Source organism: Dyella sp., assembly GCF_036746095.1.
Lineage (GTDB): Bacteria > Pseudomonadota > Gammaproteobacteria > Xanthomonadales > Rhodanobacteraceae > Dyella_B.
Genome location: NZ_DAIOEU010000084.1, coordinates 1 through 16,763 on the forward strand (window position 1 = coordinate 1; position 16,763 = coordinate 16,763).

Consider the following 16,763-nt stretch of genomic DNA (forward strand, 5'->3'; position numbering starts at 1 on the left):
CCGGCGCCGGCGGCCAGCACGTCAACAAGACCGATTCGGCGATCCGCATCACGCATCTGCCCACCGGCATCGTGGTGGAATGCCAGGACGAACGCAGCCAGCACAAAAACCGCGCCCGTGCGATGAGCCTGCTCAAGGCGCGCCTGCTCGACGAGGCGCAGTCCAAGCAGACCGCCGAACAGGCGCAGTCGCGGCGCCTGCAGGTGGGCACCGGCGATCGCAGCCAGCGCATTCGCACGTATCGCTACAAGGACAACCTGATCACCGACCACCGCATCGGCCTGGACCTGCACAACTTGCCGGACGTCATGCAAGGCCAGCTGGACGAGCTGTTCGGCTCGTTGACCAGGGAGCATCAGGCGGACGAGTTGAAATCGCTCGCCGGCCATTGATGGCCGCGGTTCGGGGTAATCTAAGCTACAAGCTGTATTACAGGGGCCAGTCGTAGCAGCTCATCATGCCGGCGCTGATGGCGGGCTTCTTTCATTTGCTTCACTGCCGCCAGCCCATGACCGACGCCGTACCGACCGACATCACCGCCATCCTGCAAAAGCTCGGCGAGCTGCTGCAGCGCGAAGCCAACGAAGACGCGGCCCAGTTCGCGGCGATGGCACGGCGTCAATTCCCGGTATCGGCCGAGTTGATTCGTTTGCACGGCATCGCCTTGTTGCGCGTGGGTCGCCGGCGCGATGCGCAAACGGCACTCAATCGCGCGGCGGAACTCGCACCCAACGACATCGAGCTGCAGTGCAATCTCGCCAGCCTCGCGATGGCCGACGGCCGTATCGGCGCGGCCATCGAGCGCTTGCAGAAGGCGTTGCTCAAAGCACCGGGACATCCGGCATTGCTGCAGGCATTGGGGACGGCCTACATGGCCACCGGCCAGCATGTGCATGGACGCGATGCCTTTGCGCAGGCCTTACAGGGCATGCCGCAGCATCCGGCCTTGCGCCTCAACCTCGCCGGCGCGGAAATGGAACTGGGGCGCTATGCAGAGGCCGAGTCCCTGGTGCGCCAGGTGTTGCAGCAAACGCCGAATACGGAGGTCGCCCACGCGATGCTCGGGCATCTGCTGCACTTGCAACGCAAGCCCAAGGAAGGCGCCGCATCACTGTTGCAGGCCGGCAAGCTGGCGCCTGGCAATGTGCAGCACGTGTTCCAGGCTGCGTTGATGCTGGACGAAGCCGGTGAGCTCATCGCCGCCCACGATGCCTTTGCCGAAGCCCTGGCACGCGCACCCGATTCGGTGCCGGTGATGGCGCAATTGCTGTTTGTGCGCCGGCGCCTGTGTCGCTGGCGAGACATCGACGCACTCAGCGAGCGCGTCATCCAGGCTGTTTCCGAGGACCATGCGGGTGTCCATCCGTTTGCGCTCCTGAGCGAAGACGTCGATGCCGCTCTGCAACTGCAATGCGCAAAGAACTATGCCTCACTCATCGAAAACCATGCCGCCACGTTCCGCCCGCAACTGAATCTGCGCCACGCCCTGCCGATGCCGGACACCCCCGTCCGCGTGGGCATGCTCACCGAGGGCTTGAACGAATCCGCTTTCGGCCAGCACCTCGTCGCCATGATCGAGGCCTTGTCCGATAGCGATCTGGACATCCATTTGTTTGCCACCACGCCCGATGATGGCAGCAGCGTACGTCGCCGGCTCGCGGCTGCGGCGACGTTGCATGATGTGTCCACGTTGAACCGCGTCCAGGTTGCGCAACGCATTCACGCCACGGCGATCGAAGTGTTGTTCGACCTCAATGGCTATCGCAGCCGCGGCAACGCAGAGCTGATGGCCTTATGCCCCGCGCCCATCCAGGTGGGCTGGCTGGGCTATGTCGGCAGCTCCGGCGCGCCATGGATGGATTACCTGCTGACGGACGCAATCACGTTGCCGTCCGAATTGCGCGAACACGTCAGCGAGAAAGTGATTCGCCTGCCGCGTTGCCACCAGCCGAACGATCCTGCACGGGTGCAGGCGGACGTGCCGTCGCGATCGGCCTGCGGCTTGCCGGAGCAAGGCATCGTATTCGCCTGCTTCAACGAGACGCAGGCGATCAATCCCGGCGTGTTCGCCCGCTGCATGCTCATCCTGCAACAGGTGCCGGACAGCGTGCTGTGGCTGCTCACCGGCCCGGCCAATACGGATGAGCAACTGCGGCAAGCGGCGTGCGCGCTCGATATTGCGCCCGAGCGGCTGATCTTCATGCCGCGCCTGACTTATACGGAATATCTGGCGCGTTATGCGCACGTCGATCTGTATCTGGACACCTTGCCCGTCAACTCGCGCGCACCTGCCGCGGATGCCCTGTGGGCCGGCTGCCCGGTGCTGACCCGCACCGGCCAGACCATGGCGTCGCGCACGGTGACGAGCTTGCTGCATCACTTCGGGCTGCCCGAGCTGATCATGGGCGACAACACGTCCTTCATCGGCATGGCCACGGCGCTAGGCAACCACCCGGAAGCGCTGGCGGCATTGCGGCAGCACATCACGCGCGAGCGCGCCAGGAACCCCTTGTTCGACATACCAGCCTTCGCCGCGGATTTCCGGCGCGCGGTGCTGGCGATCAGCGCGCGATATCGTATCGGGCGGCCCACCGCGGATATCAATTTGTAGGATTCCGGACGGCAATCGTTAACCCAGCCTGCAAGACTACGCGACTCACAGGACCCAGAAGCCCTCGCGCACGTCGCCGTCATAATCGCTGCGTATCACTTCTGTCACCTTTGCAGCGGGCGGTCCTTCCCAAAGCCATTGCTCCAGCTCGCGCAAGGCATCGTCGCTTCCTCTTGCGATCACTTCCACGCCGCCATCGGTGAGATTGCGCGCATGCCCATGCAGCCCAAGCCGCATGGCTTCACTACGCGTGCTGGCGCGAAAGAACACGCCTTGCACCTTGCCATGGACAACGAAGCGGACGCCGCCCATCATCACTTCCCGATGGCCGTGCTCAGCAAAGCGGACGTGACCGGGCCCGTAAAATGCTTGGCCACCTTGCCATCCGGCGCAATCAGGTAAGTGGTCGGCAAGCCGAGCGGCTCGTCGAAATCCTTCAACGGCTTATCCATGGTGACCTGCGCCACCGGAAAGCTCACCGGGTGCTTGGTGAGAAAAGCCCGAATGTCGGAGGGATCGGTATCGTCATACGCAATGCCGATCGCACGCACATTCGGATGCGTCTTCACGAACTGCGAGATATCCGGCAATTCCTTGATGCAAGGTACGCACCAGGTTGCCCAGAAATTCACGATCACCCAATGGCCTCGCTCGGCTGCGAGATCGTATGGCTTGCCATCCAATGTCGTCACCTTGATCGAGGGCTGCGCCGGCATGGCGGCGTGGACGGGGGCGGCCAGCAAGACGGCTGCCAGCAACAACGATGATGCAAACCACTTCATGTTTCCGATTCCTGCGTGTGGGTGACCGGCCGCGAAGGCGCCTGGGGGGAAACAGGGTAAACCCTGTCCAGGCGCGTGCCGAGGGTCGTGTCCAGCGAATGCGCCAGCCGGGTAAGCAGCGACAATAATTCCGCCGGCAGCTTGATACCCGAGGCAGCGGCCTGCTCAGCCGGGTTCAGCGGCAGGCGATAGCCACTGTGCCGGTAGACATGCAGCAGATCGGTGCTATCCAGGCTGCGCACCAGCGACCAGCCGCCCGATTCGCCACGGTGGATCAGATGCGCGCGCTGCAGGTCGTCGAAATAGGTTGCGATCGCTTCGCTGCGCAGGCACGGTTCGGCTTCGCGAATGCTGATGGGGTCGACGAAACGCCCGGCGCGCTGCGCGTCCACGAAATGGCGCAACACCACCAGCAGCCCGAGGAATTCCGAACCTTCCGGCATCGCATCGCACGGTTTCTGGTATTCGAAAGCGGATATCGCAGCGGTGACCGAGGCGCACAGGATCACGATCACCCACGACAAATAAATCCACAGCAGCAGCAACGGAATGATCGCCAACGCGCCGTAGATCTGCTGATAGTTGTGCGCGCTGCGCACGTAATGCGTAAAGAACCAGCGCGCCACCTCGAACAGAACCGCGCCGAGCATGGCGCCGATGGCGGTGTGTTTCTTGTTGACGCGCCGATTGGGAACCGTCGTGTACAGCAGCCACAAGGTAAGAAAGGTCACCACGAACGGCAGCGCCTTCAGCAGCTCCTGCCCGATGCCGAGTTGCTCGCCCGCACTGCGCAACATCGGCACGGCAGCGACGTAAGAACTGACGGCGATGCCGCCAACGACGAGGATCGGCCCAAGAGTGAGCGCTGCCCAATACAGCAGCAGGCGCGGGCCCCATGGGCGATGCTGGCGCACCTTCCAGATGCGGTTGAGGCGATCTTCGATGCTGATCATCATCGACACCGCGCTGAACAGCATCACCAGGATACTGATGCCGGTCAGCTGGCTCGCGTTGGAGGCGAAATCCAGCAGCGCCTTCTGGACTGTTTCGCCCGCCGCCGGCACGAAATTGCTGAAGACGAAATTGATCAACGTATCGCGCGCTTCCTCGAACATCGGAAACGCCGCGAACATGGCCAGCACCGCCACGGTGAGCGGCACCAGCGAAACCAAGGTGGTGTACGAAAGCGCGCCAGCTGTCTCGAAGCACTTGTCGTCGAGAAAGCGCCGCCACAGAAAGTGGCCAAGCGTCGTCGTGCGGTGGCGGTCAAAACGCAGATTCATACGCGCAGCTGCTCAACATCCCTATATCTCGCCCGTACACTACCCCATCCTGTTCCCGCGCCCAAACTGATGAGCAACGACATCCTGATCCTGTATTACAGCCGCAACGGCCACACCGCCCAGCTGGCCCGACTGATCGCGCGCGGCGTGGAGGAAGTCGCGGGCATGCGCGCACGCCTGCGCCAGGTACCGCCGGTGGCACCGGTGACCGAGGTGGCCCAGCCGCCCGAGCCGGAGGAAGGCGCGCCTTACGTCACCCGGCAGGACCTGCACGAATGCGTGGGCCTGGCGCTCGGCAGCCCGACCCGCTTCGGCAACATGGCCGCGCCGCTGAAGCATTTTCTGGACAGCACCGGCGCCGAATGGGCCAGTGGAGCGCTGGTCGGCAAGCCGGCTGCGGTGTTTACTGCCACTAGCACCATGCATGGCGGCCAGGAATCCACCCTGCTGAGCATGGCGCTGCCGCTGCTCCATCACGGCATGCTGCTGCTGGGCATTCCCTACACCGAACCGGCACTCACCCATACGCTGAGCGGCGGTACACCGTATGGCGCCAGCCATGTGGCAGGACCCAAGGGCGACAACAGCATCAGCGAACATGAGCGCGAACTCGCGCGCGCACTCGGCCGGCGATTGGCAGATGCCGCGCGCAAGCTGGCGGCCGACGCATGAGCGTGCACCTGCGCATCGGTGTTGCGGCGTGGGTGGCACTGATCCTGCTCGAGTGCGCGTGGTACGCATGGCTGTTTCCGCCGCAACACATGCCGGCATGGCTGGCGCTGGCCATCGCCGTGGTTCCGCTGCTGCTGCCGTTCCTGGCCATTGGCAACGTGCGGCGCGCCTTGCTGTGGGTGGGCATACTCAGCTTGTTCTATTTCTGCCATGGCATTGCCGAAAGCTGGAGTTCGGCGCAGGAACGGATTCCCGCGTTGCTGGAAGTGCTGCTTGCCCTGGTACTGATCGGTGCGCTTGGTGCAGGCGTAAAACGTCGCAAGGTACGTGGCACGTAGGTTGGGTTGCCCCAGACTTGATCCGGGGTAACCAACGGGCGCGATCTGGATTTGATAGGTTAGGTGCAGACTTGCCGAGGTAACCATCCATGGGATTTCTGCAAGACGCCCCGCAACTGGCGCACCCGTATCGCAGCGATCGCCTGCTGACCGCCCTGCTCGATCGCGTGCTGCCGAAAGATCGACGTGCCGCGCTCGATGCCGACCTGGACGCGCTCGGCGATTACGCCTTGCTCGCCTTCGCACGCAACGGCCGCAGCACGCGCCGCAAACCGGTGCTGACCCAATGGGATGCCTGGGGCCGCCGTGTCGACCGCATCGAATTGACCGCGGCCTGGCTCGAAGGTCCCGAACTGACCACGCGCCACGCCATCCTCGCTTCCGGCCATGAATCGCACGAATTCGCACGCCTGGAAGAATTCGCACGCGCTTACCTCTATCACGTCGCCAGCGAGTTCTATACCTGCCCGCTGGCCATGACCGATGGCGCCGTCACGGCATTGAAAGCGTCCGGCAATCGGGCGCTGATCGATCGCGCCTTGCCGCATTTCCTCAGCCGCGATGCAAGCCAGTTCTGGTTGTCCGGGCAATGGATGACGGAGAACACTGGCGGCTCCGACGTCGGCCATACCGAAACCGTGGCAAGGCAGGATGCCGAAGGTCAGTGGCGCCTGTACGGCCGCAAGTGGTTCAGTTCCGCCGTCGTCGGTGAAGCGGCCTTGGCACTCGCCCGGCCTGAAGGCGCCGACGGCGGTACGGCAGCGCTGGCGTTGTTCTACGTGGAAACAATGGACGGCCAGGATCGCAAACCGGAACTGGTCATCGATCGCCTGAAAGACAAACTCGGCACGCAGGAACTGCCCACCGCGGAAATCCACCTCGAAGGCTTGCCTGCGTGGCCGGTGGGCGACCTCGCGCACGGCGTACGCCAGGTTGCGCCCATGCTCAACATCACGCGTACGTGGAACACGATCGGCGCCGTGGCCAGCATGGCGCGGGCGATCAGTCTTGCGCGCGATTACGCGCGGCGACGCCAGGCGTTTGGACGTCCATTGCTGCAACAGCCCCTGCACGCGCAGACGCTTGCCGACATGCAGGCCGAATTCGAAGGCGCCTTTGCGCTCGCCTTTGAAGTGGCCCACCTGCTTGGCCGCGTAGAACAAGCCGTCGCCACGCCGCAGGAAGCCGCTTCGCTGCGCCTGCTTACGCCACTCGTCAAATTGTGGACCGGCAAGATGGCGGTAAACCTTTGTTCGGAAGCGCTGGAATGTTTCGGCGGTGCCGGTTACATCGAAGACACCGGCCTGCCGCAACTGCTTCGCGACGCACAGGTGTATGCCATCTGGGAAGGCACCACCAATGTGCTGTCGCTGGACAGCCTGCGCGCGCTGGGCAGTCACGATAGCTTCACCGCCTTGCGCAAACTGATCGGTCAATGGCTGCGGCCTGCGCATAACACGCAAGCCTCGTTCACCGTGCACGCAGCACTGGATGCCGCCGCCATGCACCTGGACAGCAAGAAGATCGATCGCCCCACGCTCGAAGCCGGCGCGCGCGGCATCGCCATCACGCTGGCGCGCTGTACGGCAGCGGCCCTGCTGGCACGCCAGGATGCGTGGTGCTCGGCCCACGGCGACAAACGTCCGGCCGCGGCGCTGCGCCGTTTCCTGGGCCACGGCCTGCTGCGCCTTTCCGATATCGACGGAGAAGATACCCGCCTGCTGCTGGAATGATCACCTGTGCCAGAACCGCTAGAATGCGCAGCTACTCCCCTTCATACCCATCGATCATGCAGCATTTGACCATCGTCACTACCGGCGGCACCATCGACAAGATCTATTTCGATGATAAGTCGGACTACAAGATCGGCGCACCGCAGATCGGCGAGATCCTCAGCCAGCTCGGCGTGGCGTTCCAGTTCGATGTGATCCCGATCCTGCGCAAGGACAGCCTGCACATCACGCAAGAAGACCGCGCACTGATCCGCTCCACCATCGAAGCGCAGTCCAGCCGCTATGTGCTGGTGACGCACGGCACCGACACCATGGTGGAAACCGCCAAGGAACTCGCCACGCTCAAGGGCAAGGTCATCGTGCTCACCGGTGCGCTGAACCCGGCGCGCTTCCAGGGTTCTGATGCGGTGTTCAATATCGGTTGCGCCGTCGCTGCGGTACAGACGCTGCCCGATGGGGTCTATATCGCCATGAACGGCCGCGTGTGGGACCCGGCCAAGGTGCGCAAGAACCGCGATGCGAATCGCTTCGAGGAAGTGCGCAACTGAAGTTGGGTGGGTTTTCCCGATCAAATCCTGTCTCTTCGTCACATAATCTTGCGTGCAATGAGATGCCTACCGGACGCAACCCCTTCTGCCCGGAGGGGAGCGGGGGCTGGCTTCACTCGCCCATTCGCTTTCCCCCATCGGCAGCGAGTAAAAAATGTGATCAAGAGACAGGGATCAAGTCCACGGTAACCCGACCTATGAATCGCAATCCACGGTTATTTCTGCGCTGACTGGCACGCTTTGGCAGGCGAGAATGAAGCCTTGGGCTGCCTCCGCCTCTTCCAGCGCAAACGAATTGTCTCGCACCACTTCGCCACTGAGCAGTTTGCAGCGGCAGCTGGCGCAGACGCCTGCCTTGCAGGCATGCGGCATCTCCAGCCCCTGCTCCAGCGCCGCATCAAGCAGCGTCTGGCCCTGCTTGATGCTGGTGAATTGGCGTGCAAGCCCATCCTGGATCACGGTGATGCGGCAGGTTTGCGCCGTGCCCGCGGCCACGTCGACTACGCTGGCCTGCCCTCCACCGGCATAGTGCTCTCGCCGGATCTTCACCGGATCGACACCATGCCCAAGCAGGCTCTCATACGCCGCATGCATCACGCCGGCAGGCGCGCATAGGTAAAACACGTCGACGCCTGATGGGTCTAGCCATGTGTTGAGCAACGCATCGCACTTGCTGCGATCCATGCGTCCGTGCAGTAACGACACGTCCCTGTGTTCACGGCTCAGCACGAATTGAAGACTGAAACGGTTCGGATAACGATCCTTGAGCTCTTGGAGTGCTTCGCGAAAAATGATCGCCGAAGACGTGCGATTGCCATAAAACAACGTAAAGTCGCTGCGCGGCTCCAGCGCCAGCACCGTCTTGATGATGGAAAACACCGGCGTAATACCGCTACCGGCCGCGAATGCTACATGACGCCGCGCCAGGGCAGGCATCAGCGCCCCCCCAAAACGGCCTCGCGGCGGCATGCAGTACAGCCGGTCATCCGGTTGAAGCCGATCATTGAGCCACCCGGAAAGCCGGCCATCCGTCACGCGCTTGACCGTTATGCGCAATGGCTCATGGCACGCCGAGCAAATCGAATACGCACGCCGCACTTCGTTGCCATCGAGTAAAACCCTCACAACAAGATGCTGCCCTGGCAGAAAACGGAATGCCCTCGCCCACGCGTCCGGTACATCCAAAGTGATGACTTTGGCATCGCGGGTTTCAGCTGCCAGCGAAGCCACGCGCAAGGGAAAGAAATGATCCATGCCCTGTTCACTCAACGCCGCCGAACGTTCGGCTTGCACCCGTCACCATCGCGCGCCGGGGTGCAACCGCGGCAGATGCTGCATCTCGGCGAGCAGCTCAACATGCTGCAAGCTGTGCCGACCGCGCTTTCCACCTGTTTGTATCCACGCCTCCTGTGATGGAAGTTTTAACCCGGCCCCGGCAAACACAATTTGCACGTCGTCTAGCCATGGAGGCTTTAACGCGCAAGGATCAAACCCTACGCCCTGCACAACCATGGCCAGGTCAAGCCCGTCGCATTCAAACATCTCGCCGGTATAACGCCATAGCTTGTCGACTGCCGCTTGCATCATTGCCCGGGCTTTCGCGCCGCCTCCACCGAGGCGCATGACCAGGTCGCGGCTGCGGCGTACGTGGTAGCCCACCTCCATGCGCGCCTGGCGTGCGATTGATGCGATACGTTCGTCCGTCGATGCTTCCAATGCATCCAACGCCAGCACATGCCAGATGTCGAAAAAGCACTGACGCACCATGGTGTCCGCATAGTGCTCATCGGCTTGCTCGACCAATAGCAGATTGCGAAATTCGCTACTGTCGCGAAAGAACGCCAGGTCATTCTCGTCCCGCCCCAGACCTTCCAGTTCGCCTGCCAGCGACAACCACATGCGTGCCTGGCCCAAAAGATCGAGGGCGACGTTGCTGATGGCAATGTCTTCCTCCAGAGCGGGTGCCTTGCCGCACCAGGCACACAAACGCTGGCTCAGGATCAGGGCGCTGTCGCCGAAGCGAAGCAGGTAATCGACCATCGAAGGCATAGCCATGGCCATCATTAAAGATGCTTGAGGCCTTCCGGCACCGCGAAAAACGTAGGGTGCCGATAGATTTTGCTGCGGGCGGGTTCGAACATTTCGGCTTTGTCGCCAGGCTGGCTGGCGACGATCTGTACCGAAGGCACCACCCACAGGCTGACGCCCTCGCTGCGCCGGGTATAGATATCGCGGGCGTGGTACAACGCCATGTGCGCGTCCGGCGCGTGCAAGCTCCCGACATGTCGGTGCGCCAGCCCCTGCTGGCTGCGGACGAAAATTTCCCATAGCGGCCAGTCATTCATCGCTTCACCTCATTACGGCACTCGGCGCCGGATTGCTTTTCGGCATATGCCGCTAACGCTTCGCGAAACCAGGCACCCTCTTCGGCGGCTCGCACGCGAGTGGCGAGACGCTCGTGGTTGCAAGGACCTTCTCCGGCGATGACACGATGAAACTCATGCCAGTCGATGGCGCCAAAGTCGTAGTGATCGCGTGCCGGGTTCCATCTGAGATCGGGATCGGGAACGCGCAAACCGAGGTATTCGGCCTGCGGCACTGTCTGATCGACCATGCGCTGGCGCAATGCGTCGTTGGAATGAATTTTTATCTTCCAAGCCATCGACTGCATGCTATGGACGGAATCGGCGTCGGCCGGCCCGAACATCATCAAGCACGGCCACCACCAGCGATCGAGCGCTTCCTGTGCCATGGCTTTCTGCTTTTCCGTTCCTTGGCACAGCCTCCACATCACGTCGTAACCTTGGCGCTGATGGAACGATTCCTCCTTGCAAATGCGCACCATCGCGCGCGCATACGGCCCATACGAACATCGGCACAGCGAGGTCTGGTTGATGATGGCCGCACCATCGACCAGCCACCCGATCGCGCCGACGTCGGCCCAGGTAAGCACAGGATAGTTGAAAATCGAGGAGTACTTCGATTTGCCGTCGTGCAGCTCAGCGATCAATTGTTCCCGCGACACGCCCAATGTTTCCGCCGCGCCATACAGGTACAAACCATGGCCTGCTTCGTCCTGCACTTTGGCGAGCAGAATGGCCTTGCGCTCAAGCGATGGCGCGCGCGTGATCCATCCGCCTTCCGGCAACTGGCCGATGATTTCCGAATGCGCATGCTGGCTGATCTGGCGAATCAGCATCTTGCGATAGCCTTCCGCCATCCAGTCCTGGGGTTCAATAGCGATGCCAGCATCGATCTTCGCCTGGAAGGCGGCCTCCCTGCCGGCCAGGTCATCGGCAAAAACGCTGTGGGTCACACCTGCATCTTCGTAACTCATGACGCCACCCCTTCAGCGATGCTCGAAGCGCGGCGTTCTTTTTTCGACGAATGCCGACATGCCCTCATGGCGGTCGTGCAGATCGAAACTGGCATAAAACCATTGCCGCTCACGCACCAGGCCGGCGGATAGCGGATATTCGTCGACGTTCTTGATCGAGGCCTTGATCATCTTGAGCACGGGCAAGGAGAACATGGACATCTGCCGTGCATATGTCATCGCGGCAGGCAGCACTGCTTTATCCGGCAGCACCTGCGTGACCAATCCGGCCGTGTGCGCCTCCTGCGCGGAAACGAGCCGCCCGGTCAGGCACCAGTCCATCGCCCGCGACCGGCCGATCAGGCGTGGCAAGCGCTGCGTTCCCCCGAGCCCCGGCAGCGTGCCGACGCTGATTTCCGGCTGCCCGAATTGCGCGCTTTCGCCGGCGATGACGACGTCGCATCCCGTCACCAACTCGCAGCCGCCGCCTACCGCATACCCCTGCACCGCCGCGATCAGCGGCTTGCTAAAGCGGAAGATCGCTTCCCATGCGTCGGACAGGCAATCCACGCGATGCGAACCGCCAAAGCGCCGCCCTATCATTTCTTCGAGGTCGGCGCCTGCGCAGAAATAGTGTTCATTCCCGGTGATGACGACGACGCTGACGGAGTCATCTTCCTCCAACGATTGCAGCGCTTCCTGCAACGCGGCCATCAACGCTTCCGTAAGGCAGTTCGCTTTGGCGGGCCGATTCAACGCCAGCTTGGCAACGCGCCCGATCTGTTCGCTGATCACCTTCTCCATCTGCTCACTCCTCGGCCGGCCACTGCTCCAGCACCTGGGAAAAGCGCGCAAGCCACACGCTGGCCTGGCTTCCGTGAATGGCGCGGTGGTCGATGGTGAGCGACACGTAAGCCCGCGGGCGGATCTGCACGCTGTCTTCGCCATTGCTTTGGCAAGCGACCACACGCTTCTGCAAGGCGCCGACGCCCAGAATGGCCACCTGGGATCGATGGATGACGATCGGCGTCGCCAGCGTTGCGCCAAACATGCCGTAGTTGGAAATAGTGAACGTTCCGCCGCGAAGATCATGCGGCACGAGGGTGCCAGCCCGCGCGCGTTGCTGCAGTTCGTTTATGCACGCCGCCATTTCCAGCAGCGACAGCTGCTGCGCATGGTGAATGACCGGCACGGCCAGACCGCCATCGTCCAGCGCCACACCTAATCCTAGGTTGATGTCCTCGAACACTTCGAAATCGTTCGTGCTCCATCGGCCATTGATCTGCGGCACGGCTTGCATCGCCTTGGCCGCCGCCACGGCGACGTATGCGGTCAACCTCAAATGTGACGGGCGGCTCGCCCGATGCGCGAGCACGGCACCGAAGTCGACGTCGAAAATGGCGGTGACGTGCGGCGCCGAATTCAAGGATTGATGCAGATGCTCCGCCAAGCGCAGGCGCTCCGGATCGTGCGGAATGCGCGCCTTGGTTCGCGGCACATCGCCAGCAGCTTCGGCAGGTGGCGTGAAGTGCCCTGCCGACGCCGCGCTAAACACCGGCGTCGAGGTCGCAACGATCCGCCCCAACCACTGGCCCGGCTCGATCTCTGCGCCTTCCGCAAGCCCAATTTCCAACCGGCCGGCAGCAGGCGCGGCCACTTCCAGCATGACCTTGTCGGTTTCCAATTCCACCACCGGCTCGTTGGACGATACCGCGTGGCCCGCATGCTTCAGCCAGCGCCGGATGATCATGCGGCTGCCTTCGCGTTCCACCGGGGCGTTGATGGCGGTTTCCATTCAAAAGCCCACCAGCCGATCGATCCTGGCGCGAATGCTGGCTACGGACGGCAGCGCATGCGCCATCAGCGTCGGCTCATAGGGACAGGGCATATCGAGCATGGCAAGCCGGCTGACCGGAGCGGCCAGATCGTGAAAGGCTTCCGCGGCAACCACGGCGGCAATCTCCGCGCCGAAGCCGGCGGTTTGCGTATCCTCATGCACGATCAGGCAACGCCGCGTTTTTTGCAGGGACAACAGCACCGCTTCGCGATCCCATGGCATCAGCGTGCGCAAATCGATGAGCTCAACGGAACGGCTTTCGATCGCATCCTCGCACCGCTCGACCATGCTGCCCCAGGTGACGATGGTCAGCTGCGTGCCGCTGCGAACCTTGCGCGCCTTGCCGAAGAGCAACGCATAGTCATCGCCGGGATAAGGGCGGCGTGCTGAGCTGGCATCGAGCAAGGCGCGGTATTCGAAGAAAACCACCGGGTCGTTGCCGCGCAATGCGGTTCTCAGCAAGCCAACGGCATCCTCCGCATTGGATGGCGTCGCAACCTTCCAACCCGGCGAGTGAATGAACGGCACCTCATTGGTCTGGCTGTGCCACGGATCGCCGCAACGGCCAAAGCCGGCCGGCATGCGCAGCACCATCGGCGCCGCAAAGCGGTTGTTGGTACGCCAACGCATGCTGCCGCAATCGTTGATCTGCTCGGTGGCTGGCTCTGCATATTTGCGAAACTGGATTTCTGGCACCGGCAGCAAGCCTGCCAACGCCATGCCGACGGCGCGACCGACAATGCCTTCTTCGGACAGGCTGGTGTCGAAGACGCGCGCCTGGCCGTATTTTTCCTGCAAGCCGAGCGTGATCGCGTGTACGCCGCCTTTCGCGCCGACGTCTTCACCAAACACCAGCATACGATCGTTGATTGACAACTCGTGGTCCAAGGTGCGCCGTGTCGCCGTCACCATGTTGATGCGCTCTCCGGTGACGCTCGGTTGCTCGCTCGTCTTCGGTGGCATCCAGCCTTCCGCCCACAATCCGCCGCGATGCTGCACCGTGCCTTCGAAATAGACATGCGTGGCCGCGCGGCCCGGATCGCTCACCGGTCGCGCCTGGGCCGCTTCGCTTGCGCCTTGCACGCGTGCCTTGCTGCGCTCCTGCAGATCCGCCCAATGCGCGGGCGACAGCACGTGGGGAACCAGGCCATCGAACAACCGACGCAGGGGATCACGCTGCCACTCCTGCTCCATCACGGCAGCCGATTTGTAGGCTTGCGTGTCTTGCAAGCTATGTCCTTGCAGGCGCGGCACGTCCACGCGCAACAGACACGGTCGACGATGTTCGCGCACGTATTCGACGGCGTCGTGGATCAGGCTGGAACATAGCGATGGATCGGTGCCGTCGCCGGACAACACGCGAAGGCCCTGGAAGCTGCCGAGGTTGCTGGCGATATTTCCGCCGGGCGTCTGATAGGAAGACGGCACGGAAAGCCCATAACCGTTGTCCTCGATGAAAAAAAGCAGCGGCAATGGCTGCGTCGTGGCGATCGTCAGTGCCGACCAGAAACCACCGGTGGCCACGGATGCATCGCCGCCCAATGCCACCGCAATCGATTTGTCGAACGCCTGATCACCCAGCACGTTGCGCCGATACTCGATCGCCTGCGCCCATCCCACCGCGGGCGTGAATTGCGCGCCGACACCGCCACACATGGGCAGCGCAGTTGGCCCGCCAGGGTTGGGATGGTTGAACACCACGCCGAGGTCGCGGCCGTCCGAGTAGCCGCCGGCACGCGCCATCGCCGCGCCCAAGGCATCCTCCGGGTCCACGCCCAGCGCCAACAGCAGTGGCCGCGACCGGTAGTAGCCGCATGCCGCATCGTGGGCATCGGTCAACTTCAAGCCGAGCAGTATCTGGGCAAGATCGTGGCCGCGTGCGGAGAACTGGTAAAAGATGCGGCGCTGCGGCGCCAGTACTTTTTCTTCCAGCTCATCTAGTTCGCGCGAGAGCAGCAGCAGGCTGGCCACGCGCGTCCAGTCATAGACACTGTCGTCGACTTTTCTCATGGCAGGAACGCAGCACCCTCCGTTGATGACCGTCGGTATCCGCAATGAAGATAAAGCGGTGAGGAAGCTATGCCGAGCCACCGCCGTTGACCACTGTCATATCTGACAGTTGCCGGCGCACGATATCGGCCGTATCCCTGCTGCCATCGTTCCCGGTAAAGCCCCTCTTTCACGACGCAGAGGCACAGCGATGGCGAAGCGATATTTCGAAACGGACATCGAAGTTGACTATCTCGACACCGATGCCATGGGCCACGTCAGCGCCCCGGTGTATTACGCATACATGCTTCGCACCTACCTGAAGTTCATGCATGAGCTGCTGCAGATGCCTTTGCCGCAGAAGCTTCCGCACATCATGATCAAGACCGCGTGCGAGTATTTGCACCCGGCCCGATATGGCGACGTCATCAAGGTGGCCAGCAGCGTCACACATCTGGGATCGAAGAGCTTTGCGCTGGATTACCTGATGACGTTGCCGCGACAGAGCGAGACAGTGCTTGCCAAGGCGTCGTCCACGCATGTGATGTTCGATTACGCTGCCAACGCCACGACGCCGATGACGGACGATTTCAAGCAACGGGTCATGAGTTTTCAAGGCGCGCTTTGATGGCCCACGAAATGGGACGCGCGTTCAATCGACGGTGATCAAACCCATCAAGGCTGCCTTGACCGCTGCGTGAGTTCGATTGGCCGCATTGAGCTTGGCGATGGCGCCTGCCACGTGAAAATTGACCGTTCGCTCCGACAGGCCAACGATGATGCTAATTTCATAGGACGTTTTTCCATATGCGACCCACTGCAATATCTCGCGCTCCCGGCGACTCAGTCGAGCGTTCGCGGATGGCTCCAGAAATCGGCTATTGCTTGACCTTGGCATAGCGAGCACCGAAACGATGGCAGCAACATCAACAGATGAGTCCGCCTCATTCCGCTTAGTCGGGGACGTCCATGTGCCAAGCCTATAGTTATGAAGGCATCGTGCCGGTGGTGGACGCGAGCAGCTACGTCCATCCAACGGCGGTACTGATCGGCGATGTGATCGTCGACGCAGGGTGCTATGTGGGCGCTTGCGCGGTGCTGCGCGGCGATTTCGGCCGGCTGGTACTCGAACGCGGCAGCAACCTGCAGGATACCTGCGTGATGCATGGCTTTCCCGGCACTGACACCATCGTGGGTATGGACGGCCATATCGGGCACGGCGCCGTGTTGCATGGCTGCCGTATCGAGCGCAACGCCATGGTGGGCATGAACGCGGTGGTGATGGACGAAGCCGTGGTCGGCGAGAACAGCATGGTGGCCGCCATGGCCTTCGTCAAAGCGCGCATGCAGGTGCCTGCCAATACGCTGGTCGCCGGCATCCCGGCCAAGGTGCTGCGCGAACTCACCGCACGGGAGATCGAATGGAAAAGCCGCGGCACTGCGGCTTACCAGCAGCTTGCGGTACGCAGCGCCAGCACGATGCGCCGAGTTACCCCGCTGGAACGGATCGAACCGGATCGGCAACGCGTTCCCGCTGTGGTCGACGTGGTCCCGATTTTCGAGGCGCGCGCTTTCCAAACCGACGACATGAGGATCACCGAGTAAGTATCCCCCGGCCAAGCCGGGGGCTTTAACGTTGTGAGCCGCTCAAAGC

The 16,763-nt window shown here is 62.3% G+C and carries 19 protein-coding genes; 8 read left to right on the top strand and 11 right to left on the bottom strand.

What is annotated here, in order from left to right:
• Together V7M64_RS20755 and V7M64_RS20760 are read left to right on the top strand one after the other, a co-directional pair.
• Nucleotides 1-392 (top strand): peptide chain release factor-like protein (locus tag V7M64_RS20755; RefSeq protein ID WP_333681916.1); only part of this gene is annotated, 392 nt, incomplete at its 5' end.
• A gap of 116 nt (nt 393-508) precedes the next feature.
• Entirely contained in the window at nt 509-2,611 is a 2,103-nt protein-coding gene (locus tag V7M64_RS20760) for a tetratricopeptide repeat protein (RefSeq protein WP_333681918.1), read from the top strand.
• 45 nt (nt 2,612-2,656) lie between these two features.
• Here the strand turns inward: V7M64_RS20760 and V7M64_RS20765 are convergent, their stop codons facing one another.
• The 3 genes from V7M64_RS20765 to V7M64_RS20775 are packed head-to-tail and all read right to left on the bottom strand — an operon-like array spanning nt 2,657 to nt 4,676.
• On the bottom strand, nt 2,657-2,923 hold the full coding sequence (locus V7M64_RS20765; protein ID WP_333681920.1) for an acylphosphatase: 267 nt from the start codon (nt 2,921-2,923) through the stop codon (nt 2,657-2,659).
• Nucleotides 2,924-2,925: 2 nt separating this feature from the next.
• Nucleotides 2,926-3,393 (bottom strand): TlpA disulfide reductase family protein, encoded by a 468-nt coding sequence (locus tag V7M64_RS20770; protein ID WP_333681922.1) that lies wholly within the window; start codon nt 3,391-3,393, stop codon nt 2,926-2,928.
• Complete coding sequence (locus tag V7M64_RS20775) at nt 3,390-4,676, bottom strand: YihY family inner membrane protein (RefSeq protein WP_333681924.1); 1,287 nt, start codon at nt 4,674-4,676, stop codon at nt 3,390-3,392. Before V7M64_RS20775 ends, V7M64_RS20770 begins: the two co-directional genes overlap by 4 nt.
• Before the next feature lie 69 nt (nt 4,677-4,745).
• On the opposite strand from V7M64_RS20775, the gene wrbA reads away from it, so the two are divergent.
• The 4 genes from wrbA to V7M64_RS20795 all read left to right on the top strand — a co-directional run bounded on the left by wrbA (nt 4,746) and on the right by V7M64_RS20795 (nt 7,967).
• Nucleotides 4,746-5,348, top strand: coding sequence for an NAD(P)H:quinone oxidoreductase (gene wrbA / locus V7M64_RS20780; RefSeq protein WP_333681925.1), 603 nt, complete (start codon nt 4,746-4,748; stop codon nt 5,346-5,348).
• The gene (locus tag V7M64_RS20785; RefSeq protein WP_333681927.1) at nt 5,345-5,686 is read left to right on the top strand and encodes a DUF2069 domain-containing protein; all 342 of its coding nucleotides are present in this window, start codon (nt 5,345-5,347) and stop codon (nt 5,684-5,686) included. Before wrbA ends, V7M64_RS20785 begins: the two co-directional genes overlap by 4 nt.
• Before the next feature lie 89 nt (nt 5,687-5,775).
• Nucleotides 5,776-7,419: an acyl-CoA dehydrogenase family protein gene (locus V7M64_RS20790; protein WP_333681929.1), complete on the top strand. Its 1,644-nt coding sequence runs from the start codon at nt 5,776-5,778 to the stop codon at nt 7,417-7,419.
• Nucleotides 7,420-7,475: 56 nt separating this feature from the next.
• Entirely contained in the window at nt 7,476-7,967 is a 492-nt protein-coding gene (locus V7M64_RS20795; RefSeq protein ID WP_333681931.1) for an asparaginase domain-containing protein, read from the top strand.
• Nucleotides 7,968-8,162: 195 nt separating this feature from the next.
• Here the strand turns inward: V7M64_RS20795 and V7M64_RS20800 are convergent, their stop codons facing one another.
• Genes V7M64_RS20800 through V7M64_RS20830 form a run of 7 tightly spaced genes read right to left on the bottom strand, consistent with a single transcriptional unit; the run spans nt 8,163 to nt 15,130 of the window.
• The gene (locus V7M64_RS20800; RefSeq protein WP_333681933.1) at nt 8,163-9,260 is read right to left on the bottom strand and encodes a 2Fe-2S iron-sulfur cluster-binding protein; all 1,098 of its coding nucleotides are present in this window, start codon (nt 9,258-9,260) and stop codon (nt 8,163-8,165) included.
• 3 nt (nt 9,261-9,263) lie between these two features.
• Nucleotides 9,264-10,031, bottom strand: a complete 768-nt coding sequence (gene paaC, locus V7M64_RS20805; protein ID WP_333681937.1) for a 1,2-phenylacetyl-CoA epoxidase subunit PaaC — start codon at nt 10,029-10,031, stop codon at nt 9,264-9,266.
• Entirely contained in the window at nt 10,031-10,312 is a 282-nt protein-coding gene (gene paaB / locus V7M64_RS20810) for a 1,2-phenylacetyl-CoA epoxidase subunit PaaB (RefSeq protein ID WP_333681938.1), read from the bottom strand. The genes paaC and paaB overlap by 1 nt, the downstream gene beginning before the upstream one ends.
• Nucleotides 10,309-11,304 carry a 1,2-phenylacetyl-CoA epoxidase subunit PaaA gene (gene paaA, locus V7M64_RS20815; RefSeq protein WP_333681939.1) on the bottom strand — a complete coding sequence of 332 codons (996 nt, stop codon included), beginning with the start codon at nt 11,302-11,304 and terminating at the stop codon, nt 10,309-10,311. The genes paaB and paaA overlap by 4 nt, the downstream gene beginning before the upstream one ends.
• A 12-nt stretch (nt 11,305-11,316) precedes the next feature.
• A complete protein-coding gene (locus V7M64_RS20820) occupies nt 11,317-12,087 on the bottom strand; it encodes an enoyl-CoA hydratase-related protein (RefSeq protein ID WP_333681940.1) in 771 nt (256 codons plus the stop codon).
• A 4-nt stretch (nt 12,088-12,091) separates the two neighbouring features.
• On the bottom strand, nt 12,092-13,078 hold the full coding sequence (locus V7M64_RS20825) for a 2-oxo acid dehydrogenase subunit E2 (RefSeq protein WP_333681942.1): 987 nt from the start codon (nt 13,076-13,078) through the stop codon (nt 12,092-12,094).
• Nucleotides 13,079-15,130 carry a transketolase C-terminal domain-containing protein gene (locus V7M64_RS20830; RefSeq protein ID WP_333681944.1) on the bottom strand — a complete coding sequence of 684 codons (2,052 nt, stop codon included), beginning with the start codon at nt 15,128-15,130 and terminating at the stop codon, nt 13,079-13,081.
• Nucleotides 15,131-15,320: 190 nt separating this feature from the next.
• On the opposite strand from V7M64_RS20830, the gene V7M64_RS20835 reads away from it, so the two are divergent.
• On the top strand, nt 15,321-15,737 hold the full coding sequence (locus V7M64_RS20835) for an acyl-CoA thioesterase (RefSeq protein WP_333681945.1): 417 nt from the start codon (nt 15,321-15,323) through the stop codon (nt 15,735-15,737).
• A gap of 24 nt (nt 15,738-15,761) precedes the next feature.
• On the opposite strand, the gene V7M64_RS20840 is transcribed toward V7M64_RS20835, so the two are convergent.
• Nucleotides 15,762-16,007 (bottom strand): LuxR C-terminal-related transcriptional regulator, encoded by a 246-nt coding sequence (locus V7M64_RS20840; protein ID WP_333681947.1) that lies wholly within the window; start codon nt 16,005-16,007, stop codon nt 15,762-15,764.
• 71 nt (nt 16,008-16,078) lie between these two features.
• Here V7M64_RS20840 and V7M64_RS20845 point away from each other — a divergent pair, with 71 nt between their 5' ends.
• Nucleotides 16,079-16,714, top strand: a complete 636-nt coding sequence (locus V7M64_RS20845; protein WP_333681949.1) for a phenylacetic acid degradation protein PaaY — start codon at nt 16,079-16,081, stop codon at nt 16,712-16,714.
• The last annotated feature ends 49 nt before the right edge of the window (nt 16,715-16,763 follow it).

Bases quoted from the DNA above. Each gene is read 5' to 3' on its own strand.
- V7M64_RS20790 (WP_333681929.1), top strand. From the start codon at position 5,776: ATGGGATTTCTGCAAGACGCCCCGCAACTGGCGCACCCGTATCGCAGC.
- wrbA (WP_333681925.1), top strand. From the start codon at position 4,746: ATGAGCAACGACATCCTGATCCTGTATTACAGCCGCAACGGCCACACC.
- V7M64_RS20830 (WP_333681944.1), bottom strand. From the start codon at position 15,130: ATGAGAAAAGTCGACGACAGTGTCTATGACTGGACGCGCGTGGCCAGC.
- paaB (WP_333681938.1), bottom strand. From the start codon at position 10,312: ATGAATGACTGGCCGCTATGGGAAATTTTCGTCCGCAGCCAGCAGGGG.
- V7M64_RS20825 (WP_333681942.1), bottom strand. From the start codon at position 13,078: ATGGAAACCGCCATCAACGCCCCGGTGGAACGCGAAGGCAGCCGCATG.
- V7M64_RS20770 (WP_333681922.1), bottom strand. From the start codon at position 3,393: ATGAAGTGGTTTGCATCATCGTTGTTGCTGGCAGCCGTCTTGCTGGCC.
- V7M64_RS20795 (WP_333681931.1), top strand. From the start codon at position 7,476: ATGCAGCATTTGACCATCGTCACTACCGGCGGCACCATCGACAAGATC.
- paaC (WP_333681937.1), bottom strand. From the start codon at position 10,031: ATGATGGCCATGGCTATGCCTTCGATGGTCGATTACCTGCTTCGCTTC.
- V7M64_RS20845 (WP_333681949.1), top strand. From the start codon at position 16,079: ATGTGCCAAGCCTATAGTTATGAAGGCATCGTGCCGGTGGTGGACGCG.
- V7M64_RS20840 (WP_333681947.1), bottom strand. From the start codon at position 16,007: ATGCCAAGGTCAAGCAATAGCCGATTTCTGGAGCCATCCGCGAACGCT.
- V7M64_RS20775 (WP_333681924.1), bottom strand. From the start codon at position 4,676: ATGAATCTGCGTTTTGACCGCCACCGCACGACGACGCTTGGCCACTTT.
- V7M64_RS20765 (WP_333681920.1), bottom strand. From the start codon at position 2,923: ATGGGCGGCGTCCGCTTCGTTGTCCATGGCAAGGTGCAAGGCGTGTTC.
- V7M64_RS20785 (WP_333681927.1), top strand. From the start codon at position 5,345: ATGAGCGTGCACCTGCGCATCGGTGTTGCGGCGTGGGTGGCACTGATC.
- V7M64_RS20820 (WP_333681940.1), bottom strand. From the start codon at position 12,087: ATGGAGAAGGTGATCAGCGAACAGATCGGGCGCGTTGCCAAGCTGGCG.
- V7M64_RS20760 (WP_333681918.1), top strand. From the start codon at position 509: ATGACCGACGCCGTACCGACCGACATCACCGCCATCCTGCAAAAGCTC.
- V7M64_RS20835 (WP_333681945.1), top strand. From the start codon at position 15,321: ATGGCGAAGCGATATTTCGAAACGGACATCGAAGTTGACTATCTCGAC.
- paaA (WP_333681939.1), bottom strand. From the start codon at position 11,304: ATGAGTTACGAAGATGCAGGTGTGACCCACAGCGTTTTTGCCGATGAC.